Annotated in this window: 23 protein-coding genes; 8 read left to right on the top strand and 15 right to left on the bottom strand. The window is 54.8% G+C overall.

What is annotated here, in order from left to right; genetic code table 11:
* Positions 1 to 10: 10 nt before the first annotated feature.
* Complete coding sequence (locus L466_RS02705) at positions 11 to 1,540, bottom strand: DUF3300 domain-containing protein (RefSeq protein ID WP_032681650.1); 1,530 nt, start codon at positions 1,538 to 1,540, stop codon at positions 11 to 13.
* Between the two features lie 413 nt (positions 1,541 to 1,953).
* Between L466_RS02705 and acnB the strand changes: the two genes are divergently transcribed.
* Together acnB and yacL are read left to right on the top strand one after the other, a co-directional pair.
* Positions 1,954 to 4,551, top strand: coding sequence for a bifunctional aconitate hydratase 2/2-methylisocitrate dehydratase (gene acnB / locus L466_RS02710; protein WP_020882592.1), 2,598 nt, complete (start codon positions 1,954 to 1,956; stop codon positions 4,549 to 4,551).
* Between the two features lie 188 nt (positions 4,552 to 4,739).
* Positions 4,740 to 5,102 carry a protein YacL gene (gene yacL / locus L466_RS02715; RefSeq protein ID WP_014168659.1) on the top strand — a complete coding sequence of 121 codons (363 nt, stop codon included), beginning with the start codon at positions 4,740 to 4,742 and terminating at the stop codon, positions 5,100 to 5,102.
* A gap of 31 nt (positions 5,103 to 5,133) precedes the next feature.
* On the opposite strand, the gene speD is transcribed toward yacL, so the two are convergent.
* The 3 genes from speD to L466_RS02730 all read right to left on the bottom strand — a co-directional run bounded on the left by speD (position 5,134) and on the right by L466_RS02730 (position 7,262).
* Positions 5,134 to 5,928 carry an adenosylmethionine decarboxylase gene (speD, locus tag L466_RS02720; RefSeq protein ID WP_014168660.1) on the bottom strand — a complete coding sequence of 265 codons (795 nt, stop codon included), beginning with the start codon at positions 5,926 to 5,928 and terminating at the stop codon, positions 5,134 to 5,136.
* Positions 5,929 to 6,798 carry a polyamine aminopropyltransferase gene (speE, locus tag L466_RS02725; protein WP_014168661.1) on the bottom strand — a complete coding sequence of 290 codons (870 nt, stop codon included), beginning with the start codon at positions 6,796 to 6,798 and terminating at the stop codon, positions 5,929 to 5,931.
* 116 nt (positions 6,799 to 6,914) lie between these two features.
* Positions 6,915 to 7,262: a YacC family pilotin-like protein gene (locus tag L466_RS02730; RefSeq protein ID WP_014882582.1), complete on the bottom strand. Its 348-nt coding sequence runs from the start codon at positions 7,260 to 7,262 to the stop codon at positions 6,915 to 6,917.
* A 145-nt stretch (positions 7,263 to 7,407) separates the two neighbouring features.
* On the opposite strand from L466_RS02730, the gene cueO reads away from it, so the two are divergent.
* Positions 7,408 to 8,967, top strand: coding sequence for a multicopper oxidase CueO (cueO, locus tag L466_RS02735; RefSeq protein WP_032681649.1), 1,560 nt, complete (start codon positions 7,408 to 7,410; stop codon positions 8,965 to 8,967).
* A gap of 96 nt (positions 8,968 to 9,063) precedes the next feature.
* Here the strand turns inward: cueO and L466_RS02740 are convergent, their stop codons facing one another.
* Positions 9,064 to 11,454: a glucose/quinate/shikimate family membrane-bound PQQ-dependent dehydrogenase gene (locus L466_RS02740; protein WP_032681647.1), complete on the bottom strand. Its 2,391-nt coding sequence runs from the start codon at positions 11,452 to 11,454 to the stop codon at positions 9,064 to 9,066.
* A 207-nt stretch (positions 11,455 to 11,661) separates the two neighbouring features.
* Here L466_RS02740 and hpt point away from each other — a divergent pair, with 207 nt between their 5' ends.
* Positions 11,662 to 12,198, top strand: coding sequence for a hypoxanthine phosphoribosyltransferase (gene hpt, locus L466_RS02745; RefSeq protein ID WP_025205381.1), 537 nt, complete (start codon positions 11,662 to 11,664; stop codon positions 12,196 to 12,198).
* Positions 12,199 to 12,299: 101 nt separating this feature from the next.
* Here hpt and can read toward each other — a convergent pair whose 3' ends face one another.
* Positions 12,300 to 12,962 (bottom strand): carbonate dehydratase, encoded by a 663-nt coding sequence (gene can, locus L466_RS02750; protein ID WP_020882596.1) that lies wholly within the window; start codon positions 12,960 to 12,962, stop codon positions 12,300 to 12,302.
* A 107-nt stretch (positions 12,963 to 13,069) separates the two neighbouring features.
* On the opposite strand from can, the gene L466_RS02755 reads away from it, so the two are divergent.
* From L466_RS02755 to L466_RS02770, 4 genes are all read left to right on the top strand, one after another.
* Positions 13,070 to 13,996: an ABC transporter ATP-binding protein gene (locus tag L466_RS02755; protein WP_014168668.1), complete on the top strand. Its 927-nt coding sequence runs from the start codon at positions 13,070 to 13,072 to the stop codon at positions 13,994 to 13,996.
* Complete coding sequence (locus tag L466_RS02760) at positions 13,993 to 14,763, top strand: ABC transporter permease (protein ID WP_014168669.1); 771 nt, start codon at positions 13,993 to 13,995, stop codon at positions 14,761 to 14,763. The genes L466_RS02755 and L466_RS02760 overlap by 4 nt, the downstream gene beginning before the upstream one ends.
* Positions 14,764 to 14,868: 105 nt before the next feature.
* A complete protein-coding gene (locus L466_RS02765) occupies positions 14,869 to 15,309 on the top strand; it encodes a PTS sugar transporter subunit IIA (protein WP_020882597.1) in 441 nt (146 codons plus the stop codon).
* A gap of 63 nt (positions 15,310 to 15,372) precedes the next feature.
* Entirely contained in the window at positions 15,373 to 16,620 is a 1,248-nt protein-coding gene (locus L466_RS02770; protein ID WP_014168671.1) for a polysaccharide deacetylase family protein, read from the top strand.
* 40 nt (positions 16,621 to 16,660) lie between these two features.
* Here L466_RS02770 and panD read toward each other — a convergent pair whose 3' ends face one another.
* The 9 genes from panD to thpR all read right to left on the bottom strand — a co-directional run bounded on the left by panD (position 16,661) and on the right by thpR (position 23,622).
* Positions 16,661 to 17,041: an aspartate 1-decarboxylase gene (panD, locus tag L466_RS02775; RefSeq protein WP_014168672.1), complete on the bottom strand. Its 381-nt coding sequence runs from the start codon at positions 17,039 to 17,041 to the stop codon at positions 16,661 to 16,663.
* A 57-nt stretch (positions 17,042 to 17,098) separates the two neighbouring features.
* Positions 17,099 to 17,950 (bottom strand): pantoate--beta-alanine ligase, encoded by an 852-nt coding sequence (gene panC / locus L466_RS02780; protein WP_032681645.1) that lies wholly within the window; start codon positions 17,948 to 17,950, stop codon positions 17,099 to 17,101.
* Between the two features lie 11 nt (positions 17,951 to 17,961).
* A complete protein-coding gene (panB, locus tag L466_RS02785; RefSeq protein WP_020882599.1) occupies positions 17,962 to 18,753 on the bottom strand; it encodes a 3-methyl-2-oxobutanoate hydroxymethyltransferase in 792 nt (263 codons plus the stop codon).
* Positions 18,754 to 18,875: 122 nt separating this feature from the next.
* Entirely contained in the window at positions 18,876 to 19,355 is a 480-nt protein-coding gene (gene folK, locus L466_RS02790; protein ID WP_032679634.1) for a 2-amino-4-hydroxy-6-hydroxymethyldihydropteridine diphosphokinase, read from the bottom strand.
* Positions 19,352 to 20,749 carry a polynucleotide adenylyltransferase PcnB gene (gene pcnB / locus L466_RS02795; RefSeq protein WP_071842211.1) on the bottom strand — a complete coding sequence of 466 codons (1,398 nt, stop codon included), beginning with the start codon at positions 20,747 to 20,749 and terminating at the stop codon, positions 19,352 to 19,354. The genes folK and pcnB overlap by 4 nt, the downstream gene beginning before the upstream one ends.
* Before the next feature lie 42 nt (positions 20,750 to 20,791).
* On the bottom strand, positions 20,792 to 21,682 hold the full coding sequence (gene gluQRS, locus L466_RS02800; protein ID WP_032681644.1) for a tRNA glutamyl-Q(34) synthetase GluQRS: 891 nt from the start codon (positions 21,680 to 21,682) through the stop codon (positions 20,792 to 20,794).
* Positions 21,683 to 21,741: 59 nt separating this feature from the next.
* The gene (gene dksA / locus L466_RS02805) at positions 21,742 to 22,197 is read right to left on the bottom strand and encodes an RNA polymerase-binding protein DksA (RefSeq protein ID WP_001155232.1); all 456 of its coding nucleotides are present in this window, start codon (positions 22,195 to 22,197) and stop codon (positions 21,742 to 21,744) included.
* 176 nt (positions 22,198 to 22,373) lie between these two features.
* Entirely contained in the window at positions 22,374 to 23,078 is a 705-nt protein-coding gene (gene sfsA / locus L466_RS02810) for a DNA/RNA nuclease SfsA (protein WP_014168679.1), read from the bottom strand.
* Positions 23,068 to 23,622: an RNA 2',3'-cyclic phosphodiesterase gene (gene thpR / locus L466_RS02815; protein WP_014168680.1), complete on the bottom strand. Its 555-nt coding sequence runs from the start codon at positions 23,620 to 23,622 to the stop codon at positions 23,068 to 23,070. Before thpR ends, sfsA begins: the two co-directional genes overlap by 11 nt.
* Positions 23,623 to 23,633: the final 11 nt, after the last annotated feature.

The raw sequence follows: 23,633 nt of genomic DNA, 5'->3' as shown, positions 1-23,633 counted from the left end.
GTCGGCTTCCTTAACGGTGACGGAATTCACGGTGTTCAGCACGCCCGGTAGACGTCTGGCGCGGTTGCTGATGGCGGGCAGCCTGTTGCCGGCTCTGGGCACCTCGCTGCTGCTGGGCTTGCCAGTTGGCAGAACGACTGTCGTTACCGCTGAGCGCATTGGCGCGCGGCTGGCTACTCCGCGCAGTCTGCGAAACCCGTTTCTCTTGCCTTTGGGGGGTGGTCGGGCGGCTGTCTCGCGTCTTAGCGGCTGTCCGCTGTGCCGTTTGCGGTTTGGTGTCGTAGCCCCGGTAGTTGTTGCGCTGGGAAATTTGCTTCAGCTGGGCGGTTGACGCCTGACGCTGTGCATCTTTGGTGCCCGGACGCGCGGTTTGCGGGAAGGTTTTTCCCGTCGATTTCTCCATCTGGCTCAGCGCAGCCTGCCGTTGGCTGTCCCGGTTGACCGGTTTTTGCTGCGTCGCGCTTAGCCCCGTTGCCGTGTTCGTTGAGTGGAAGCGATTGTTGAGCGTGTTGGTGGGATAGGGCACTCCTTCACGATAGGCCGGGTTATGCTGCCAGGTGCGGTTGGCGTCTGTCAGGCGCTGGCCACTGATTTTATTAAAGTTCTCAACGTTGATATTGATGTTGTTATCACCGTTGCGGTTATAGCCGCCGTGATGATCCCAGTCGTCATCATGGTGGTGATCCCAGTCATCGTCATCATCCCAGTCGATGTTGCTGAAAATAGCGTAGGTGGTCGCCACACCCAGGCTGAACCCTAAGCCTTTGACCAGGCTGTCCGTAAACTGCTCTCCCGGAGAGGGCGGTAAATAGACGGGCGGATAAGCGGTGTTCGGCCAGGTGCCATACACGGTATTCGGGTTGTAGGTGGGCACGTAAACCACCTGCGGGTCGGCGGACTCAATTTTAATGACCGTCGGGGATGACGTCGTGGCGGTGCTTGTTGTCTGGCCGGTGGCCGTTTTCGCCGGGGCCGGTTTTGTCTCGGTGGTGACCGTTTGCTGCGGTGTTGATTGCAATGCACCGGTTTGCTGCGCCAGCAAACGCAGACGTTGCACGGAATCCATCACATCTTTCGGCTGTGCGAGAAACGCGTCGCCCAGGCTCTGCACCCAGGGTGGATTTTCGCCCATCAGGGACATCAGCTGAGGAAACGCCACCAGTGATTTCACGCTCGGATCCCAGGGTTGATTCGCTACGGCCTGAATGGCGGCATCGCCCTGCAGTTTAGGGTTGTCTTTTGACCACTGTGCTGCCTGGATGACGTTGGCTGGATAAGTCGAAGCCATCAAAATTTGCGATAGCAGGGCATCCGGGTAGAGCGCGATGGGGGCGACCCACTGATCAATTTGCGCGGGCGTGTAGGCTGGCGCGACGACCGGTGCTGGCTGAGCGGCAGGCGGCGCAGCCGGTTGTTGTGCGACGGGGGCAGGAGCCACAGGCTCCGTTGCGCGGCTTTTAACGAACATGACGCCTGAGGCGGCAAACAGCCCGGCACTGCAAAGAAGGACAAGCAGTTGTGGCTTAAAGGGCAACTTCATAAAATGACTCCAACGAGACAAGCGCTGTGCCGTGAGGCGTTACGGTTGGCGTGAGTATCAATCACCCGTCTTTTACTGTTTTGACTTTTGTGGGGAATCATCCGGTACGTCCGGATAAAGAGTGTGAGTATTTATTACACAATTATATCGGATGGCTGAAATGCCGCCGGAATATTCAGAAGGTCGCACTCACGGTTTTTTGCAGTCAGAATTCGTTGCACCTGCCCGCTACACCATGCTTAACGATTCAGCAAATTTTTTAATGTTGCTTTTTTGTAAACGGATTAACACTGTGCAGAAATCCTGCTATGCTGCCCGACGCGGTATCGGGCATTTACCCTACAAACTGCTGTCTCACAGGAGCGTGAAGAGAACGCCCGCCGCATATGACAATGAGAGCGAGGAGAACCGTCGTGCTAGAAGAATACCGTAAGCACGTAGCAGAACGTGCCGCCGAGGGAATTGTACCCAAACCTTTAGATGCAACCCAAATGGCCGCGCTCGTCGAGCTGCTGAAGAACCCGCCTAAGGGCGAAGAAGAATTCCTGTTAGATCTGTTGATCAACCGTGTACCGCCTGGCGTAGATGAAGCTGCCTACGTAAAAGCCGGATTCCTTGCCGCCGTCGCCAAAGGCGAAGCAACCTCCCCACTGGTTACTCCTGAAAAAGCTATTGAACTGCTCGGTACCATGCAGGGTGGCTACAACATTCATCCGCTGATTGACGCACTGGATAACGACACGCTGGCACCGATTGCCGCCAAAGCGCTCTCCTCAACGCTGCTGATGTTCGATAACTTCTACGATGTGGAAGAAAAAGCCAAAGCCGGCAACGCCTACGCGAAACAGGTTATGCAATCCTGGGCCGATGCCGAATGGTTCCTGAACCGTCCTGCACTGGCTGAAAAAATCACCGTTACCGTCTTCAAAGTGACCGGTGAAACTAACACCGATGACCTCTCTCCGGCTCCGGATGCGTGGTCTCGTCCTGATATTCCTCTGCACGCGCTGGCGATGCTGAAAAATGCCCGTGAAGGTATTGAGCCGGATCAGCCGGGCAGCGTTGGCCCGATCAAACAGATCGAAGCTCTGCAGGAAAAAGGTTTCCCGCTGGCATACGTCGGTGACGTAGTGGGTACCGGTTCGTCCCGTAAGTCCGCGACCAACTCCGTACTGTGGTTCATGGGCGATGACATCCCTCATGTGCCTAACAAACGTGGCGGCGGCCTGGTGCTGGGCGGCAAAATTGCGCCAATCTTCTTCAACACCATGGAAGATGCGGGCGCACTGCCGATCGAAGTGGATGTCTCTAACCTGAATATGGGCGACGTGATTGACGTTTACCCGTTCAAAGGTGAAGTGCGCAACCACGAAACCAACGAACTGCTGGCGAGTTTTGAGCTGAAAACCGACGTGCTGATTGACGAAGTGCGTGCCGGTGGCCGCATTCCGCTGATCATCGGTCGTGGCCTGACGACCAAAGCGCGTGAAGCGCTGGGTCTGCCGCACAGCGACGTGTTCCGTCATGCGAAAGATGTGGCGGAAAGCAATCGTGGTTACTCCCTGGCGCAGAAAATGGTGGGTCGCGCCTGCGGCGTCGCCGGTGTCCGTCCTGGCGCGTACTGCGAACCGAAGATGACCTCCGTGGGGTCTCAGGACACCACTGGCCCAATGACCCGTGATGAACTGAAAGACCTGGCGTGCCTGGGCTTCTCTTCTGACCTGGTGATGCAGAGCTTCTGTCACACTGCCGCGTATCCGAAGCCGGTTGACGTGACCACGCACCACACGCTGCCTGACTTCATCATGAACCGTGGCGGTGTGTCGCTGCGTCCGGGTGACGGTGTTATTCACTCCTGGCTGAACCGTATGCTGCTGCCTGATACCGTCGGTACCGGTGGTGATTCCCATACGCGTTTCCCAATCGGTATCTCGTTCCCGGCGGGCTCGGGGCTGGTGGCGTTTGCTGCTGCGACCGGCGTGATGCCGCTGGATATGCCAGAATCGGTTCTGGTGCGCTTCAAGGGTAAAATGCAGCCGGGTATCACCCTGCGTGACCTCGTGCATGCTATCCCTCTGTATGCCATCAAACAGGGTCTGCTGACCGTTGAGAAGAAAGGGAAGAAAAACATCTTCTCTGGCCGTATTCTGGAAATTGAAGGTCTGCCGGATCTGAAAGTCGAGCAGGCATTCGAACTGACCGATGCGTCCGCGGAGCGTTCTGCTGCTGGCTGTACCATCAAGCTGAACAAAGAACCGATTATTGAGTATCTGACCTCTAACATCGTGCTGCTGAAGTGGATGATTGCAGAAGGCTACGGCGACCGTCGTACGCTGGAGCGCCGTATCCAGGGCATGGAAAAATGGCTGGCGGATCCACAGCTGCTGGAAGCCGATGCTGACGCAGAATACGCGGCAGTGATCGACATCGATCTGGCGGATATCAAAGAGCCAATCCTGTGTGCGCCAAACGATCCGGACGACGCGCGTCTGCTTTCCGACGTTCAGGGCGACAAGATCGACGAAGTGTTCATCGGATCCTGTATGACCAACATCGGCCACTTCCGTGCTGCCGGTAAGCTGCTGGATACCCACAAAGGCCAGCTGCCAACGCGTCTGTGGGTGGCTCCGCCAACCCGTATGGATGCGGCTCAGCTGACCGAAGAGGGCTACTACAGCGTGTTCGGTAAGAGCGGTGCGCGTATCGAAATTCCTGGCTGTTCCCTGTGTATGGGTAACCAGGCACGCGTGGCTGACGGTGCGACGGTGGTTTCCACCTCTACCCGTAACTTCCCGAACCGTTTAGGCACCGGTGCTAACGTCTACCTGGCCTCTGCGGAGCTGGCGGCGGTTGCGGCACTGATTGGTAAACTGCCAACGCCGGAAGAGTACCAGACCTTTGTGGCTCAGGTGGATAAGACGGCGGTAGATACCTATCGCTATCTGAACTTCGACCAGCTCTCTCAGTACACCGAGAAGGCTGACGGGGTTATCTTCCAGACGGCGGTATAAACAGCTAAACCGTCTCCACGGAGGCGGTTTTGTGTTTGCACCCTCTCCTGTGGAGAGGGACAGGGTGAGGGCATCAGACCGCAAGGTCTTGCTCTCACCTTTTTATTTTCATTCCTCCTGCCTCCCACGCTTTTTTTCTTCCTCTCTGCTGCGATAATTAGCGTAATGGCTTTGCAGAGGAAAATACTATGGATTACGAATTTCTGCGCGACATCACCGGAGTGGTGAAAGTGCGTATGTCGATGGGCCACGAAGCTGTTGGACACTGGTTCAACGAAGAGGTGAAAGAGAATCTCGCCCTTCTGGACGAAGTTGAACAGGCGGCAAATACGGTGAAAGGCAGTGAACGCTCCTGGCAACGTGCCGGGCACGAATACACGCTGTGGATGGATGGCGAAGAGGTGATGGTGCGTGCCAACCAGCTTGAATTCTCCGGTGATGAGATGGAAGAGGGGATGAGCTACTACGATGAAGAGAGTCTGTCGCTGTGCGGCGTAGAAGACTTTTTACAAGTCGTGACGGCGTACCGGGCGTTCATGAAACAGAAATAGCACACCGGAGCGTCCTTGCTCCCAGCGCGGCTTACACGGTCGGAATATTGCGGCCGTAGTAGATTTCGCGCATCTCTTTCCAGAGCAGGTCAGTAATGGCCTTGCGCTCTTCTTCGCTTAAATCTTCTGGTCGGGTATGGAACATGTAGTGCTTAAGGTCGAACTCCTTAAGTAACATCTTGGTATGGAAGATATTTTCCTGATACACGTTCACATCCATCATGTCATACAGCGACTTCATGTCGTCGGACATAAAGTTCTGAATGGAATTGATCTCGTGATCGATAAAGTGCTTCATGCCGTTAATGTCACGGGTAAAGCCTCGCACGCGATAATCAATCGTCACGATATCGGATTCCAGCTGGTGGATTAAATAGTTCAGCGCGTTCAGCGGGGAGATCACGCCGCAGGTCGACACTTCGATATCGGCACGGAAGGTACACAGCCCGCCTTCAGGATGGCTTTCCGGGTAGGTGTGCACGCAGATGTGGCTTTTATCGAGATGGGCGACGACCACTTCCGGCAGCGGGCCCGGATGTTCTGTTTTATCGATAAGTTGAGGGTCGACCGGCTCTTCGCTGACCAGAATCGTGACGCTGGCACCCTGAGGTTCATAATCCTGACGGGCGATATTCAGGATATTCGCGCCGATAATCGAACAGGTTTCTGACAGGATCTCGGTCAGGCGGTTGGCATTGTAGAGTTCATCGATATAGGCGATGTAACCATCGCGTTCTTCCGCTGTTTTGGCATAGCAGATATCGTAAATACAAAAACTCAGGCTTTTGGTCAGGTTGTTAAAGCCATGCAGTTTAAGCTTTTTCAATTAGCTCACCCCCTTAGTGGATAATGCGTCTTGCAGGTACTGCGGTAAGGCAAACGCTGCGGTATGAACTGCCGGATTGTAGTAACGGCACGTAAGACCGGCCTGGTGGAAGCGGGCCTGAATAATTTCGGTGGAAAGATGGCGCAGTACGTCGTTATCTGTCGCCCAGGCAAAGGTCATGATCCCGCCGTAGTACGTCGGAATAGCGGCCTGATAGAAGCTGACATCGCCAAAATAGGTGCTCAGTTTGCGGTGGCTGTCGAGGGCTTCATCCTGCTGCAGGAAGCAGACGCCGTTTTGTGCCACGAAAATCCCGCCCGGCTTCAGGCAGCGCTTGCAGCCTTCGTAGAAATCGGAGGTAAACAGCGATGCGCCGGGACCGATCGGGTCGGTACAGTCGGAGATAATAACGTCGAAGGTCTGGGTCGTCTGATTAACGAAGTTAACCCCATCATCAATGACCAGACTGAAGCGCGGATCGTCATAGCTACCGGCGTTATGGTTCGGCAGGTACTGACGACAGAAAGAGACCACGCCGGCATCAATTTCCACCATCGTAATGGTTTCGATGGATTGATGGCGGGAGACTTCACGCAGCATTGCGCCATCACCACCACCGATAATCAGAACATGCTTCGCATGCCCGTGTGCCAGCAGCGGAACGTGGGTCATCATCTCATGATAGATAAACTCGTCGCGCTCGGTCGTTTGCACGACACCATCCAGCGCCATCACGCGGCCAAAGGCGGCATTCTCGAAGATGATCAGATCCTGGTGATCGGTTTTCTCATGATAGAGCACGTTATCAACGGCAAAGTACTGACCAAACTGGTCATGCAGTGTTTCATGCCACAACGTGTGGTCGGCCATACGCGGACTCCTCCTTTGTTAACATCCGTTACGCTCACAAAAAATGAGCGAAACATGATAGCTAACTATAACCGTGGTTGCACGGCTATAGGCTCAACAAGGGGGCGTCGGGAAGGTTATTTCACGTAGGCGAGCAGGCTGAGTGAATCGCGAGCCAGCGCTTTGCATTTTTTGGCGGTAGGGATACCAATACCGCTTAAATCGCGGTAGCTGTCTTCGCCGAGCGCCTTCATGTCGAAGCTATCGTAGTTGCTGAGATCCCATTGGTTTTGCTGGGCAAAAAAGACCAGTGCGCGACGAATCTGCCCGTTGGGCAAATTCTGGTAACCACAATCGTTTTTCAGAAAGACAAAAACTGCCGTCAGATCGGCCATATCTTCCGCTTCATTTTCACTCAGCGCGTAACTGTTCGCACACATCGCCATCAGGCTACCGAACAAAATTGTTCTGAAAAACGTCTTCATTGCTTCTACCACTGCATCACGGAAAATTAACGTTAGCATACTTGATGCCAGGCCGACGATCTTTATTATTACCGCTTCACTTGACCTTCCGGTAAGGGGAGGGTTTATGCTCAAAAGATCGCCTGCTGGAAATAAGGAAATGAACATGCAACGCCGTGATTTTTTAAAATATTCCGTTGCGCTTGGCGTAGCCAGCGCTTTACCGCTGTGGAGCCGCGCGGCTTTTGCGGCCGACAGACCTGCCTTACCGATCCCTGATTTACTCACCGCGGATGCCCGAAGCCGCATCCAGCTTATTGTCCAGTCCGGTAAAACGACCTTTGGCGCACACAGTGCGACAACGTGGGGTTATAACGGCAATCTTCTCGGCCCGGCACTTCAGTTACGTAAAGGGAAAGCGGTGACGGTGGATATCCATAACACGCTGGCTGAGGAGACCACGTTGCACTGGCACGGACTGGAAGTGCCGGGCGAGGTGGATGGGGGGCCGCAGGGCATCATAAAACCGGGCGGTAAGCGAAGCGTGACCTTTACCCCGGACCAGCGCGCCGCGACCTGCTGGTTCCACCCCCATCAGCATGGCAAAACGGGCCATCAGGTGGCGATGGGGCTGGCGGGACTGGTGCTGATTGAAGATGACGAAAGCCGTTTGCTGCGCCTGCCCAAACAGTGGGGCATCGACGATGTGCCGGTCATTGTGCAGGACAAAAAATTCACCGCTGACGGGCAAATTGATTACCAGCTGGACGTCATGAGCGCGGCGGTAGGCTGGTTTGGCGACACCCTGCTGACCAACGGTGCCATTTACCCGCAGCATGCGGCACCGAAAGGCTGGCTGCGCTTACGCCTGCTCAACGGCTGTAACGCCCGCTCACTGAATTTCGCCACCAGCGATAAACGCCCTCTGTACGTGGTCGCAAGCGACGGGGGGCTGCTGCCTGAACCGGTGAAGGTGGATACGCTACCGATGCTGATGGGGGAGCGTTTTGAGGTGCTGGTGGATATCAGCGACGGCAAACCGTTTGACCTGGTCACGCTACCGGTCAGTCAGATGGGAATGGCGGTTGCACCCTTTGATAAGCCGCACCCGGTGCTGCAGATCCAGCCGCTGCAGGTCACGGCCTCGGGCATGCTGCCGGATACCCTGACCACGCTCCCGGCGCTACCTTCTCTCGAGGGCCTGACCCAGCGCAAGCTGCAACTGTCCATGAACCCGATGCTCGACATGATGGGCATGCAGGCACTGATGGCGAAATATGGCAATCAGGCGATGGCGGGTATGCACCACGGAGAGATGATGGGCCATATGAATATGGACCACGGTAAAATGGGCGGCATGGGGCACGGTGGCCATGATTTCGATTTCCACAATGCCAATATGATCAACGGCAAAGCGTTCGACATGAACACGCCAATGTTTGCTGCCACAAAAGGGCAGTTTGAACGCTGGGTGATTTCAGGCGAAGGCGACATGATGCTGCACCCATTCCATATTCACGGCACCCAGTTCCGCATCCTTTCTGAAAACGGTAACGCGCCACAGGCGCATCGCGCGGGATGGAAAGACACCGTCAGGGTTGAAGGTGGCGTCAGTGAGGTGCTGGTGAAATTTGACCACGAGGCACCGAAGGCGTTTGCCTATATGGCGCACTGCCATCTGCTGGAGCATGAAGATACGGGCATGATGCTGGGGTTCACGGTTTAATATCGTGTGGCCTGATGCCCAGACCCCGGTCCAGAGGGGATAAACAATAAAAACGGCAACCGAAGTTGCCGTTTTTTTTACCGTTGGCGGTGTTAATTATTTAGCGTCGTCGGGTAAAGCATAAGCCACAATGTAGTCGCCCATCTTCGTACCAAACGAACCATGACCACCCGCAGAGATGACAACGTACTGCTTGCCATTCACTTCATAGGTCATCGGCGTTGCCTGTCCACCTGCTGGCAGACGGCCTTGCCACAGTTTTTCACCGTTGGTCATGTTGTACGCGCGCAGGTAGTTATCGGCGGTTGCCGCGATGAACAGCACGTTACCGGCGGTAGAAATTGGACCACCCAGCATTGGCATACCCATATTGAACGGGACAGGAACCGGCATCGGGAACGGCATGCTGTCCTGAGGCGTACCAATACGTTTTTTCCAGACGATCTGGTTAGTTTTCAGATCCAGGCCGGAGATATAACCCCAGGCAGGCTGTTTACACGGCAGACCAAACGGCGACAGGAACGGGTTCAGCGTGACACCGTATGGCACGCCATACTGCGGCTGAATACCCGCTTCAGTACCGCTGCCTTTAGCATCTTTAGGCTGCTCCATTGGGTTGCCTGGACCGCGTGGAATGAGCTTAGAAACAAACGGCAGGGCCATCGGGTTGGCAATCGCCACCTGACGGTTAGGGTCAACGGAGATCCCACCCCATTCGAACATGCCCAGGTTACCCGGGAAGACCAGCGTGCCCTGCTCAGAAGGTGGCGTGAAGATACCTTCATAGCGCAGCTGATGGAACATCACGCGGCACACCAGCTGGTCAAACATTGTGGCACCCCACATGTCTGCACCGCTGAGATCTTTCTTCGGACGGAAGCTCAGGTCAGAGAACGGCTGTGTTTTGGTGACATAGTCGCCTTTAGCAGCGCCCTGCGGAACGGGTTTTTCGGGTGCCGGGACAACCAGCTTACCGTTGCTGCGATCCAGCACAAAGATGTTGCCCGTTTTCGCGGGTGCATAAATCACCGGAACGGTTTTGCCGTTAACGGTAATGTCAGCCAGCGTCGGCTGGGACGGCATGTCCATATCCCACAGGTCGTGGTGAACAGTCTGGTAGCTCCAGGCCAGTTTACCGGTGGTCGCGTTCAGCGCCACGATAGAGCTGGCATAACGCTCTTGCTCAGGCGTACGGTTACCCCCCCAGATATCTGGCGTGGTGACGCCCATCGGCAGGTAGACCAGGTCCAGCTTCGCGTCATACGCCGCCGGTGCCCAGGAGTTAGGTGAGTTAAAGGTAAAGGTGTGTTCGTCCGATGGGATCGAATTTGGATCTTTCGCGCCCGGGTCGAAGGCCCACAGCAGTTTACCGGTGTTCACGTCAAAACCACGGATAACGCCAGAGGTTTCGCGGGTGGAGAAGTTATCGGTTACCGAGCCGGCAATCACGATAGTTTTATCGGTGATGATCGGCGGTGAGGTTGGCTCATACAGACCCGGCGTGGTGTCCGGCATGTTGGTCTGCAGATTCAGGATACCTTTGTTGGCAAAGGTCTCACACAGCTTACCGGTTTCGGCATTGATCGCGAACAGGCGGCCATCGTTTACCGGCAGCATGATGCGGCGAGGACAGTCGGCAATGACTTCAGGGCTCGCATTATCAGCACGCGCTTCGTGGTAAGAGACGCCACGGCAGGTGATGTGCTGGAACGACGGGTTGGAGTTCAGCTGTGGATCGAAGTGCCATTTCTCTTTACCGGTGGCCGCATCAAGCGCGAACAGACGCTGGTGCGCGGTGCACAGATAAAGCATGTTACCGACTTTAATCGGCGTCACTTCGTTGGTCAGTTCACCCGGATCGTTTGGCATCTTCAGGTCGCCGGTACGGAATACCCAGGCTTCCTTCAGGTTCTTAACGTTGTCCGCGTTGATCTGCTTGAGCGGGGAGTAGCGCTGACCTTCCTGATTACGGCCATAAGCTGGCCAGTCGCCATCCGCGACCTGCGAGATAGCCGCAGCTGGGGTGGATTCGGCATTCAGCGTACCGTTAATCTCCTGCGGGTCGTTAAAACCGGCCCAGGTGAGAATACCGCCGCTGATCAGCAGGGCAACCACCAGCGCCGCAACGGCACCGCTTGAAGGAATAATCAGGCGACGCCACACGAACGGCAGGATCAGCCAGATACCAAAGAAGACCAGGATGTCACTGCGCGGCGTCAGTGCCCAGAAGTCGAAACCGACTTCCCAGACGCCCCAGATCATGGTTGCGAGGAGTAAAGCAGCATAAAGCCATAGCGCGGATTGTTTTCTACGCCACAACAGGACGGTTACGCCAAGCATAACCAGACCCGCAATAGGGTAGTACCAGGAGCCGCCAATTGCGGCCAGCCAGACGCCACCGATTAACAGATACAGGCCGCAAAAGGCGGCGAATAGCGCTGTTAATGTCACCAGTAGACGTGGCTGTTGAGTTTTTATTTCAGCCATAGAAAGTGTACTCGTCAGTTTTGTTAATTATTTGCTAGCAACTAATTATAGGTATTAACAAGTGTGATCGGAATCACAATATTTGCTTTTTATAACTCATGCGCCAGGTGTATCCATTTACTGATATAATGGCTGGCTTGCGTATCGATGCCGGAGTAACATTCATCCGCATTGAGAGATTTTCATTAAAATCATATGGTTAGTAATATGAAACATACTGTTGAAGTGATGATCCCGGAAGCCGAGATCAAAGCGCGTATCGCCGAACTGGGTCGTCAAATCACCGAACATTACAAGGACAGCGGCAGCGAAATGGTGCTGGTCGGTCTTTTACGTGGCTCTTTCATGTTCATGGCAGACCTGTGCCGTGAAGTGCAGGTGTCCCATGAGGTCGATTTTATGACCGCCTCCAGCTACGGCAGCGGCATGTCCACAACCCGTGATGTGAAAATCCTGAAAGATCTGGATGAAGATATTCGTGGCAAAGATGTGTTGATCGTTGAGGACATCATCGACTCCGGCAACACGCTCTCTAAAGTGCGCGAGATCCTGAGCCTGCGTGAGCCAAAATCCCTGGCGATCTGCACCCTGCTGGATAAACCCAGCCGCCGTGAAGTGCAGGTGCCGGTAGAGTTTGTCGGCTTCTCTATCCCTGACGAGTTCGTCGTGGGCTATGGCATTGACTACGCGCAGCGTTACCGTCATCTGCCGTATGTGGGTAAAGTGATCCTGCTCGACGAGTAAGGTTTGTGACGTGCGGCCTGTTGCCCTCTGACGAGGGGACACACAGTAAAAACGGCAACCCGGGTTGCCGTTTTGTTTTTATCTGAACCGCTTACAGGCAGCTATTTATGGTTGACGTGCTTAAGCTTCAGGTTAGCTATCCCGGAACGATAGCGCTGCTCCAGCGTTTCACGGTTGGTGGCGGTCACTTCCAGGTTACGAAGCAGACCATCGTGAATACCGTACGCCCAGCCGTGGATCGAGACTTTTTGCCCGCGTTTCCACGCCGATTGCATGATGGTGGAATGGCCAAGGTTATAAACCTGCTCCATCACGTTCAGCTCGCAAAGGGTATCGAGACGACGCTCCTGCGGCATTTCACCCAACAGTGAGCTATGTTTGAACCAGATATCGCGGATATGCAGCAGCCAGTTATCGATTAACCCGAGTTCGGTATTTTCAATCGCGGCCTGCACACCGCCGCAGCCATAGTGGCCACAAATAATGATGTGCTCGACCTCCAGAACGTCAACGGCGTACTGAACAACCGAAAGGCAGTTGAGGTCGGTATGGATCACCAGGTTGGCAACATTACGGTGCACAAACAGTTCGCCAGGCTCGAGGCCTGTCAGGCGCTCTGCCGGAACGCGGCTGTCGGAACATCCAATCCAGAGAAAGCGTGGGTTTTGCGCCTGCGCGAGCTTTCCAAAAAATCCGGGGTCTTCCTCCACCAGCATTTTTGACCATAGTGCATTGTTGCTGATGAGTGTATCTATGTCGTTCATGGAGGTTAGCGACCTGTAACCGAGTGATTGCGTTGCGCTAATATAGGGTAACTCGACTTTTAATGAAACCACACAACGTGTGTCAGAACCTAAGGTAAGTTTAATTCATGGCGATTGCACTGGAGCTTGAGCAGCTCAAAAAAACCTATCCAGGCGGCGTTCAGGCGCTGCGTGGGATAGATCTCAAAGTGGAAGCGGGGGATTTCTACGCGCTTCTGGGGCCGAATGGGGCGGGGAAATCTACCACCATTGGCATTATCAGTTCGCTGGTCAACAAAACGTCCGGCCGGGTGAGCGTGTTTGGTTACGACCTGCAAAAAGATGTGGTGAATGCCAAGCGCCAGCTCGGACTGGTACCGCAGGAGTTCAACTTCAACCCGTTCGAGACAGTGCAGCAAATCGTGGTTAATCAGGCGGGTTACTACGGTGTTGAGCGCAAAGAAGCGGTGGAGCGCAGCGAAAAGTACCTCAAACAGCTCGATCTGTGGGAAAAACGCAATGAACGTGCGCGCATGTTGTCTGGCGGGATGAAGCGCCGTCTGATGATTGCCCGTGCGCTGATGCATGAGCCAAAGCTGCTGATCCTTGATGAGCCCACCGCGGGCGTGGATATCGAACTGCGTCGTTCAATGTGGGGCTTCCTGAAGGACCTCAACGACAAAGGCACGACCATTATTTTGACCACGCACTACCTCGAAGAGGCGGAGATGCTGTGTCGCAATATCGGCATCATTCAGAACGGTGAGCTGGTGGAAAACACCTCAATGAAGAGCCTGCTCGCCAAGCTAAAATCCGAAACCTTCATTCTCGACCTGGCGGCGAAAAGCCCGCTGCCGACGCTGGAAGGCTATAACTATCGTCTGGTGGATACCTCAACGCTGGAAGTGGAAGTGCTGCGCGAGCAGGGCATCAACAGCGTGTTCTCACAGCTGAGCGCGCAGGGTGTTCAGGTATTAAGTATGCGTAACAAAGCGAACCGACTGGAAGAGCTGTTTGTCTCTCTGGTGCAGGATAAACAAGGAGACAAGGCATGACGCATCTTTACTGGGTCGCGCTGAAAAGCATCTGGGCGAAAGAGATTAACCGCTTTATGCGTATCTGGGTGCAAACCCTGGTACCGCCGGTGATCACCATGACGCTCTACTTCATCATCTTCGGTAACCTCATCGGTTCCCGCATTGGTGAAATGCACGGCTTTACCTATATGCAGTTTATTGTGCCGGGCCTGATCATGATGGCAGTGATCACCAACGCCTATGCTAACGTGGCATCATCATTCTTTAGCGCCAAGTTCCAGCGTAACATTGAAGAGCTGCTGGTCGCGCCGGTACCAACGCATGTGATCATTGCGGGTTATGTGGGCGGCGGCGTGGCGCGCGGTCTCTGCGTGGGGATTCTGGTGACGGCGATCTCCCTGTTCTTTGTGCCGTTCCAGGTGCATTCATGGCTGTTCGTGGCGCTCACGTTACTGTTGACGGCAATCTTGTTCTCGCTGGCCGGTCTGCTGAACGCGGTGTTTGCTAAAACGTTTGATGATATCAGCCTGATCCCGACCTTTGTGCTGACGCCACTGACCTATCTTGGCGGGGTGTTCTACTCCCTGACGCTGCTGCCGCCGTTCTGGCAGGCGCTGTCACACCTGAACCCGATTGTTTATATGATCAGCGGCTTCCGCTTTGGTTTCCTCGGCATTACGGATGTGCCACTGATTACCACGGTTGCGGTGCTGGTGGTGTTTATTATCGCCTTCTACCTGCTGTGCTGGTCTCTGATTCAGCGTGGACGCGGTCTGCGCAGCTAATCTCCCGCCCGGCGACATTCTGTTTGCCGGGCGCTTTTCTTTGATTGTTATCACCGTACGCTAACCTTCACTCCGCTAAACTACTTGCCTGCTAAGGAGAGAGTGATGCTGGGATGGGTGATCGCCTGCCATGATGAACAGGCGCAGGATATGCTGGATAAACTGGAGGCCAGATTTGGTCCGCTGGCGCAATGCCGTGCGGTTAACTACTGGCGCGGATTGAGCACCAACATGCTCAGCCGAATGATGTGCGATGCCCTGCATGAAACCGACACCGGTGACGGCGTCATCTTCCTGACCGATAAATCCGGCGCGGCACCTTATCGCTCTGCGGCATTGTTGAGCCACAAGCACGACAACTGTGAAGTGATATCAGGCATTAACTCTTTGCTGCTGGAATCCATGTATCCCTTCCGGGAAACCTTAAGCAGCGCTGAATTCCGTCATGCAATCGTCGACAAAAAAGTGGCCGGCGTCAGCAGCCTGTGGCATCAGCAGCAAAAAAATCCTCCCTTTGTCTTGCTCCATGATTTGTATAAGAATTAAACATTGGTATTGATGCTGCTTTTGTTACAATGGTGGCTGATTTTCCGTGTCGATTAATATTCCATGTTCATGCGCGTTGTGTTCCTTCTGTTGCTGCTGGTTTCCGGCGGCGCATCTGCCAGCCTGATCGCTCAGCAAGGGCTTCCCGCCCGATATATGCAAACCACCGAAGATGCGGCTATCTGGGCGCAAGTAGGTAACAATGTGGTCAATGTCGGCAATATCCGTGCCGGGCAAATCCTGGCCGTTGTCCCCACATCCGCTGATTACTACGAGTTTCGTTTTGGCTTCGGCACGGGCTTTATTGATAAAGAGCACCTGGAAGACGTGCAGGGCAAACAGCGCGTGGAAGACAGCCTTGGCGATTTGAATAAACCGCTGAGTAACCAGAACCTGATAACCTGGAAAGACACGCCTGTCTTTAACGCTCCCAGCAGCGGAAGCGCCCCATTCGGCACGATGAGTGCTAACCTTCGCTACCCCATTCTGAATAAACTTAAAGACCGTCTGAACCAGACCTGGTATCAGATCCGCATCGGCAATCGTCTGGCGTGGATCAGCAGCCTGGATGCGCAGGAAGATAACGGCATCCCGGTCCTGACCTATCACCATATCCTGCGTGATGAGGAGAACACCCGTTTCCGGCATACCTCCACGACCACCAGCGTGCGTGCGTTCAGCAACCAGATGACCTGGCTTCGCGATCAGGGCTATACCACGCTGACGATGGCTCAGCTTGAAGGGTATGTGCGTAACAAAATGAACCTGCCGGCGAAGTCTGTGGTGATCACCTTTGATGACGGGCTGAAGTCGGTGAGCCGCTATGCGTATCCCGTCCTCAAAGCGTATGGATTCAAGGCGACGGCGTTTATCATCTCGTCGCGTATAAAACGTCATCCGCAGAAGTGGGCGCCGAAATACCTGCAGTTTATGAGTGTCTCTGAGCTTGAGCAGATCCAGGATGTGTTTGATATCCAGTCTCATACCCACTTCTTGCATCGGGTGGACGGCAATAAACACCCGATCTTACTGAGCCGTAGCCATCACGTGATTTTGTTCGATTTCGCGCGTTCACGCCGGGCGCTGGCGCAATTTAACCCGCACGTGCTCTATCTCTCTTATCCGTTTGGCGCCTATGATGACAAAGCGGTAAAAGCAGCGAATGACGCAGGGTTCCACCTGGCGGTGACAACGGTAAAAGGCAAAGTGAAGCCCGGGGACAATCCGTTCCTGCTTAAGCGACTGTATATTCTAAGGACGGATTCGCTGGAGACGATGTCGCGGCTTATCAGTAATCAGCCGCAGGGATGAGGTGAGAGAAGGCTGTGAACGGTTCACAGCCTTCAGGATATCAGGCAACCTGGACCGGAATGGCTTTCGCGGTGCGTTTCATTTCGTTGTCGCCTTCGAAGTACGCCACTTTTGGCTGCCAGCGACGGGCTTCTTCGTCAGACATCATCACGAAGCTGGCGATGATAACGATATCACCGACGTCGGCACAGTGAGCGGCAGCGCCATTCACGGAGATAATTCTGGAGCCGCGTTCCGCCGCGATCGCATAGGTAGAGAAGCGCTTACCGTTATTCACGTTCCAGATATCAATGGCTTCGTTTTCAAGGATGCCCGCTGCATCAAGAAAATCCTGATCAATGGCGCAGGAGCCTTCATAGTGCAGGTCGGCCTGAGTGACTTTCACACGGTGAAGCTTACCTTGCAGCATTTTGCGAATCATTACGTTTACCTTTAATCATCATGCGTTAACCCCCCGCGAACGAGGGGAGGTAGAGAGTTATGCCAGCTCAACCACTTTATTGTCGATAAGGCGTGCCTGACCGAGCCATGCAGCCACCAGAAGCACCGCGCGCTTGCTGGTATCGGTCAGCTCAAGCAGCGTATCGGCATCACGGATTTGGATATCGTCAGCGCGGAAGCCTTTGTCGTTCAGCGCCTGTTCGGCGAGGGCAACGATCTCTTCTGCACTCAGCTCTTTAGCCACAAGCTGTTCCGCCATGGTATTCATGACCTTGCTCAATCCCGGCGCGATTTTACGCTCATCCGCGGTAAGGTACCCGTTACGGGAACTGAGCGCCAGACCGTCTTTGGCACGCACAATCGGCACGCCCACGATCTCAATATCATAACCCATGTCGGCGACCATCTTACGGATCAACGCCAGCTGCTGGAAGTCCTTCTCACCGAAGCAGGCAACGTCGGGCTGCACCAGGTTAAACAGCTTGCTGACGATGGTTGAAACGCCGCGGAAATGGCCCGGACGGCTGGCGCCTTCCAGCATGGTTGAAATGCCCGGCACGTCCACGTAGGTCACGTCCTCGGTCCCCTGCGGGTAGACGTCTGCAGGTGCCGGAGAGAAGACAATGTCCGCGTGGCGTTTTTTGAGTTTTTCGCAATCTTCCTGCAGGGTGCGCGGATAGCGCGCCAGGTCGTCGGCACGGTCAAATTGCATGGGGTTCACGAAGATACTGACCACCACGATATCTGCACGCGCTCTGGCTTCATCGACAAGCTTCATATGGCCGTCATGCAGGTTACCCATCGTGGGAACCAGTGCGATACGTTTACCTTCCTGACGTGCACGACGGATATGCTGGCGAAGCAGCGGCAGGGTTTCAATGATTAGCACAACAAGACTCCTTAATGGAAACTGTGTTCTTCACCCGGGTAAACACCGGATTCAACGTCGGCAATATACTGCCGCACAGCAGCACGCATGTCGCCTGCTTCTGCCAGGAAATTTTTGGCGAATTTAGGGATATGACCGCCGGTAATACCAAAGGCGTCGTGCATCACTAAAATCTGACCGTCGGTAACGTTGCCTGCGCCAATACCAATCACCGGAATCGACAGCGCTTCGGTGATGCGTTTTGCCAGTTCAACCGGCACACACTCCAGCACCAGCAGCTGTGCGCCAGCGGCTTCCAGCGCCAGGGCATCCTCAAACAGTGTCTGTGCCGCGTCACCGCGGCCCTGCACCTTATAGCCGCCAAAAATATTGACGGATTGCGGCGTCAGACCCAGATGACCGCAGACCGGCACGGCACGTTCGGTGAGCATTTTCACGGTCTCTGCAAGCCAGGCTCCGCCTTCGATTTTGACCATATTGGCCCCGGCACGCATGACGGTTGCTGCATTGTCGAACGCCTGCTCTGGCGTCGCGTAGGCCATAAAAGGCAGATCGGAAAGCAGCAGACAGGCAGGTGCTCCGCGGCGCACGGCACGGGTATGGTAGGCAATATCTTCGACCGTCACCGGCAGGGTGGAATCATGGCCTTGTACCGTCATCCCTAACGAATCTCCGACCAGCATGACAGTGATACCCTCTTCGGCAAAAAGCTTAGCGAAGCTGTAGTCATACGCAGTAATGGTGGCGAAGCGTCTCTTTTCCTGTTTGCATTTCTGCAGTAAGGAGATGGTGGTTGGTTTCATACTGTTTCCTGATAGCCCAAAAGCGAATCTTTGCGCATTCTAACAGTAACATTTGAGGGAACAATGATTTTAGGCAACCGATTAACCACAATTCAGTGAGGGTTAACCGGTAAAAACGCGGATCACCAGCGGGCAGGTTTTTCTGCGTCGAGGCTATCCAGCACTGCCTTCAGTGAGAGGCCATCAGGGAAGGTGAGGTCAGGGGCAACATCGAACAGCGGCCAGAGCATAAAGCCGCGATTTTTCATGTCGTAGTGCGGAACGGTGAGACGGGGGGTGTTAATCACCTCATGGCCAAACAGCATAATGTCGAGATCGAGGGTGCGCGGCCCCCAGCGTTCGGCTTTGCGTACGCGGCCCTGCTGCAGTTCGATTCGCTGAGTATTATCCAGCAGCGTGTCGGCATCCAGCGCAGTGTCCAGCACCACGGCGGCGTTCAGGTAATCAGGCTGATCCTGTGGCCCCAGCGGCGGTGTCCGGTAGAAAGAAGAGACCGCCACAATACGGCTTTGTGGGATTTCACCCAGCGCCTGAACGGCAGCATTAACCTGCTCCAGCGGAGAGGCCAGATTGCTGCCGATGGCAATGTACGCCAGGGTCATGCCGTACCTTCACGGCGCGGCGCACGTTTGCGCGGACGACGGTGGCGACGACGCGGCGTCGGTTCGTCATCGAGGTCGACGAGCATATCTTTCTGCTCTGGCGGTGCGGAAACCTGGAATTCTCCCCACCACTGCGCCAGACGCTGCAGTTCCTGGTTCCGTTCAATTTCAGCACGCAGCGACAGTAAATCGAACGCAGCGCGGAATTTAGGATGCTCCATCAGCTTCCAGGCGCGTTTACCCTGACGACGAGACATGCGCAGCTGAAGCTGCCAGATATCACGCACCAGCGTCGTAATACGTTTTGGAATGGCGAGCGTGCGGCAGGCTTCATCCAGCACGTCATTTGCGGCCAGCGCAAACGCATCGTAGTAGGCCAGACCGCTTTCCTGCGCAATTCTCTGCGCTGCTTCCAGCAGCGGATACCAGAACATCGCGGCAAACAGGAACGCCGGGTTCACACGCATATCGTTGTGAATGCGGGTATCGGTATTCTTCAGCACCTGCGCAATCATGCGTTCCATTGGGCTGTCACCGTTTTCGGTAAAGCAGCGCGTAATGGTCGGGAACAGGGGCTGGAAAAGGCTGTATTCGCGTAGCAGCTTGTAGGTTTCGTAGCCGTAACCGGCCTGCAGCAGCTTCAGCGCCTCTTCAAACAGACGGGCTGGCGGCACGTCGTTAATCAGCGTCGCCAGACGCGGTATCGGCTCTGCGGTTTCCGGGCTGATGCGCATTGACAGTTTGGCGGCGAAACGTACGGCGCGCAGCATACGCACCGGGTCTTCACGATAACGCGTTTCCGGCGTGCCGATCAGGCGAATCAGACCCTCTTTCAGGTCCTGCATGCCGCCGACGTAATCACGGACGGTGAAATCTGCCACGCTGTAGTAAAGGCTGTTGATCGTGAAATCGCGACGCTGGGCATCTTCTTCGATAGAACCGAAGATATTGTCCCGCAGCAGCATGCCGTTCTGGCCGCGCTGGGAGGTGGTGCGATCGGATTCGCCCGCTTCGTGGTGACCGCGGAAGGTCGCCACTTCAATAATTTCCGGCCCAAACATGACGTGAGCAAGACGAAAACGACGGCCAACAAGGCGGCAGTTACGGAATAATTTGCGCACCTGCTCTGGCGTGGCGCTGGTCGTCACGTCGAAATCTTTTGGTTTTTTGCCCAGCAGTAAATCACGCACCCCACCGCCAACGAGATAGGCCTCGTAGCCTGCTTTATTCAGACGATAGAGCACCTTGAGGGCATTTTCACTGATATCTTTGCGGGAAATATTGTGCTGCTCACGTGGAATAACCGACATGCGGTTTTGCGCAATAGCGTCGTTCGCCATGCTCTCTTCGCGGCTTAGCACTTTACGGCAAAAATTAGCGACTCGGGTAAAAATAGTACACCTCGTAGTGTGTTTTGTTATGAAAAAAGCGGCTAATCATAGCTCAGCGCAACGCATTTGAGAATGCTGGATTTTTGGCACGGTCGTCAGCGTCCAGTTGGCGATCGCCATTTTCAGCAGTTCGTCAATTCGCAAATCCTGCCATTCGTTGGTTACATTCTGGTTGAGAAATCGCAGCGCGTCGATCAAAACAGGGCGCGGATCGCCGTCTGGCAGGGCGGGCGCATGATTTTGTTTTGACAGTTTAAAGCCCTGTTCATTGACCGCCAGCGGCAGATGAATGTAATCCGGCGCGTTCCAGCCAAACTGGTGATAGAGCGATATTTGTCGCACGGTAGGTTCAACCAGGTCAGCCCCGCGCACAATTTCCGTCACGCCCTGGAAATGGTCATCAACCACTACCGCCAGGTTATAGGCGAACAGGCCGTCACGGCGGTGGATAATAAAATCTTCGCGTGCAAGACGTTCATCCGCATGGATTTCGCCGGAGAGTAAATCAGTAAAGTGCGTCACCGGGGCCTGCTGTTTTATGCGCACGGCAGCCAGTTCTGGGCCGTTATTGCGCGTGCGGCAGTGGCCGTCATAGACGCCATCCACGCTCTGAATACGCGCGCGGGTGCAGGTGCAGTAGTAGGAGAGCCCTTGTGCGTGGAGCCACGCCAGGCGTTCCCGGTAGGCATCATGTCGCCTTGACTGCCAGAGGACGTCGCCGTCCCAGTGAAGACCGTAATGTTCCAGCTGACGCAGAATGGTATCTGCTGCACCGGGAACTTCACGCGGAGGATCAATATCTTCAATGCGGACCAGCCATTTACCGTGACGGGCGCGAGCCTGCAGGTAGCTGCCGAGGGCGGCAATTAATGAGCCGAAGTGTAATTCACCAGAAGGGGATGGCGCGAAGCGCCCAATATAGTGTGATTCAGACATATCAACAGTAACAAGGCGGGAGAAACTCCCGCCTTTAGAGTGTGTAAACAGCGCTGGTATTAACCGGCCATCTGTTTTTCGCGGATTTCTGCCAGCGTTTTACAGTCGATGCACAGATCGGCGGTTGGACGCGCTTCCAGGCGACGAATTCCGATTTCAACACCGCAGGATTCGCAGTAGCCAAAATCTTCGTCTTCGACTTTTTTCAGCGTTTTTTCGATCTTTTTGATCAGTTTGCGTTCGCGGTCACGGTTACGCAGTTCGAGGCTGAACTCTTCTTCCTGAGCGGCACGGTCTACCGGGTCCGGGAAGTTAGCAGCTTCATCCTGCATATGAGTAACGGTGCGATCGACTTCATCCCTGAGTTGATTACGCCATGCTTCAAGAATACGCTTGAAGTGCGACAGCTGGGCTTCGTTCATATACTCTTCGCCCGGCTTCTCTTGATACGGCTCCACCCCAGCGATGGCGAGAATACTCAGGGACGATGTTTTACGGTTTTGCCCTTCTTGCATGTTGCTTCTCCTTAACACGCACTATCGATCCCCGTGTTGGGGGAAAAATCAGGTCGCTATAAATAGCAGATGCTTTTCCGTATGGCAATTATCTAAACGTAACACTTGACAAGCCTGTGAGGAAAAGCGTATTTGCGCACGCGGCCAGAACACTTAATAGTCAATCGTCTAATCCCTTATAAGACAATGGGAAGAGAGGATCTCAGAGTCATATTATCGGCAGAAAGTTCCGCTTTATAAGCCAAAACCTCCACCCCCTGCTTTTGTGCCTCATTCAACAATTGCGCGTATTTGAGATCAATATGGCGGGCTGGAGAAAATCGTTCAATGGCTGAATGTAAAACCGCAAACAGCAATACGGCGCGTTTGCCCGCCGCCGCAACACTCATCAGCTCCCGCAGATGCTTCTGCCCCCGTAGCGTGACCGCATCCGGGAAGTAGCCGTTTTCCTGTTCCGCTAACGTCACTGATTTTACTTCAATATAGCACTCGGGCCGGTCTTCCGCCTGTAACATGAAGTCAATTCTGCTGCTTTCATCGCCATATTTAACTTCACTTTTATGCGTACCATATCCCACCAGTTCGGGCAGGGTGCCAAGGGTCAATGCTTCCTTAACTAATTGATTGGCGCGCAGGGTATTCACGCAAATAAATGCCCCGTTTTGCGTCTCGGTCATTTCCCAGGTATGGGCATATTTGCGTTTAGTATTTTCTGAAGTGGAATACCAGACCGTGTCACCCGGCGTAGCACAGCCGGTCATGGCACCGGTGTTCGGGCAGTGCAGCGTGAGCTGTTCACCTTCGGGGGTGATCACGTCAGCGAGAAAGCGTTTGTAGCGTTGAACCAGCGTGGCGTGCTGCAGGGCAGGACTAAACTTCATCAGAATTCCTTAGGGTATCGCCCAGCGACCAGCGCTGTAGCGGCGTGTAACGGGTGCGTCCTTGGGTAAAGACCGATTCGTAAAGCGCGAAGGTATTGACCTCAACGTCCCAGTGAAAGCCGGGTGGCGGAATGGCAACGGCCTGACCGGCATCGCGTAGCAGGGTGATATGCGGATGAAACGGCTGCGGACTCTGGTAACACCCGCTGCGAGCCGCCTGGGCGCGCAACATACTCGCAAGCTGTAAAAGCCCGCGGGGCGGCTGGCGCGTGCCCAGCCAGACCACGCGTGAGCGCAACCACTGGCCCGCGTCGTCGAGGTGCAGCGTAAACGCTGGCTGAGAAATGCGGCCAGCCATTGCTGCCAGCGCGCGCTGTTTTTCGGCGCTGACATCGCCCAGAAAGGCCAGCGTGAGGTGCAGGTTTGCCGCCGCGATCGGACGGCCTGCGTCCTGGGGAAAATGGCTGGCTCGCCAGCGAACGATTTTTCGCTGCAGCGTGGAGGGCAATTCTATGGCAAAAAACAGCCGTTTCGACTCAGACATACAGGGGACTC

It is taken from the genome of Enterobacter sp. BIDMC 30 (assembly GCF_000534355.1).
GTDB lineage: Bacteria > Pseudomonadota > Gammaproteobacteria > Enterobacterales > Enterobacteriaceae > Enterobacter > Enterobacter ludwigii.
Note: the sequence above shows the minus strand (reverse complement) of the source record. Positions and strands in the feature narration are given on the sequence as shown.

Bases quoted from the DNA above. Each gene is read 5' to 3' on its own strand.
- folK (WP_032679634.1), bottom strand. From the start codon at position 19,355: ATGACCCTGGCGTACATTGCCATCGGCAGCAATCTGGCCTCTCCGCTG.
- sfsA (WP_014168679.1), bottom strand. From the start codon at position 23,078: ATGAAGTTTAGTCCTGCCCTGCAGCACGCCACGCTGGTTCAACGCTAC.
- can (WP_020882596.1), bottom strand. From the start codon at position 12,962: ATGAACGACATAGATACACTCATCAGCAACAATGCACTATGGTCAAAA.
- L466_RS02755 (WP_014168668.1), top strand. From the start codon at position 13,070: ATGGCGATTGCACTGGAGCTTGAGCAGCTCAAAAAAACCTATCCAGGC.
- L466_RS02770 (WP_014168671.1), top strand. From the start codon at position 15,373: ATGTTCATGCGCGTTGTGTTCCTTCTGTTGCTGCTGGTTTCCGGCGGC.
- thpR (WP_014168680.1), bottom strand. From the start codon at position 23,622: ATGTCTGAGTCGAAACGGCTGTTTTTTGCCATAGAATTGCCCTCCACG.
- speE (WP_014168661.1), bottom strand. From the start codon at position 6,798: ATGGCCGACCACACGTTGTGGCATGAAACACTGCATGACCAGTTTGGT.
- gluQRS (WP_032681644.1), bottom strand. From the start codon at position 21,682: ATGTCTGAATCACACTATATTGGGCGCTTCGCGCCATCCCCTTCTGGT.
- L466_RS02740 (WP_032681647.1), bottom strand. From the start codon at position 11,454: ATGGCTGAAATAAAAACTCAACAGCCACGTCTACTGGTGACATTAACA.
- yacL (WP_014168659.1), top strand. From the start codon at position 4,740: ATGGATTACGAATTTCTGCGCGACATCACCGGAGTGGTGAAAGTGCGT.
- L466_RS02760 (WP_014168669.1), top strand. From the start codon at position 13,993: ATGACGCATCTTTACTGGGTCGCGCTGAAAAGCATCTGGGCGAAAGAG.
- cueO (WP_032681649.1), top strand. From the start codon at position 7,408: ATGCAACGCCGTGATTTTTTAAAATATTCCGTTGCGCTTGGCGTAGCC.
- hpt (WP_025205381.1), top strand. From the start codon at position 11,662: ATGAAACATACTGTTGAAGTGATGATCCCGGAAGCCGAGATCAAAGCG.
- L466_RS02730 (WP_014882582.1), bottom strand. From the start codon at position 7,262: ATGAAGACGTTTTTCAGAACAATTTTGTTCGGTAGCCTGATGGCGATG.
- dksA (WP_001155232.1), bottom strand. From the start codon at position 22,197: ATGCAAGAAGGGCAAAACCGTAAAACATCGTCCCTGAGTATTCTCGCC.
- panB (WP_020882599.1), bottom strand. From the start codon at position 18,753: ATGAAACCAACCACCATCTCCTTACTGCAGAAATGCAAACAGGAAAAG.
- L466_RS02765 (WP_020882597.1), top strand. From the start codon at position 14,869: ATGCTGGGATGGGTGATCGCCTGCCATGATGAACAGGCGCAGGATATG.
- L466_RS02705 (WP_032681650.1), bottom strand. From the start codon at position 1,540: ATGAAGTTGCCCTTTAAGCCACAACTGCTTGTCCTTCTTTGCAGTGCC.
- panD (WP_014168672.1), bottom strand. From the start codon at position 17,041: ATGATTCGCAAAATGCTGCAAGGTAAGCTTCACCGTGTGAAAGTCACT.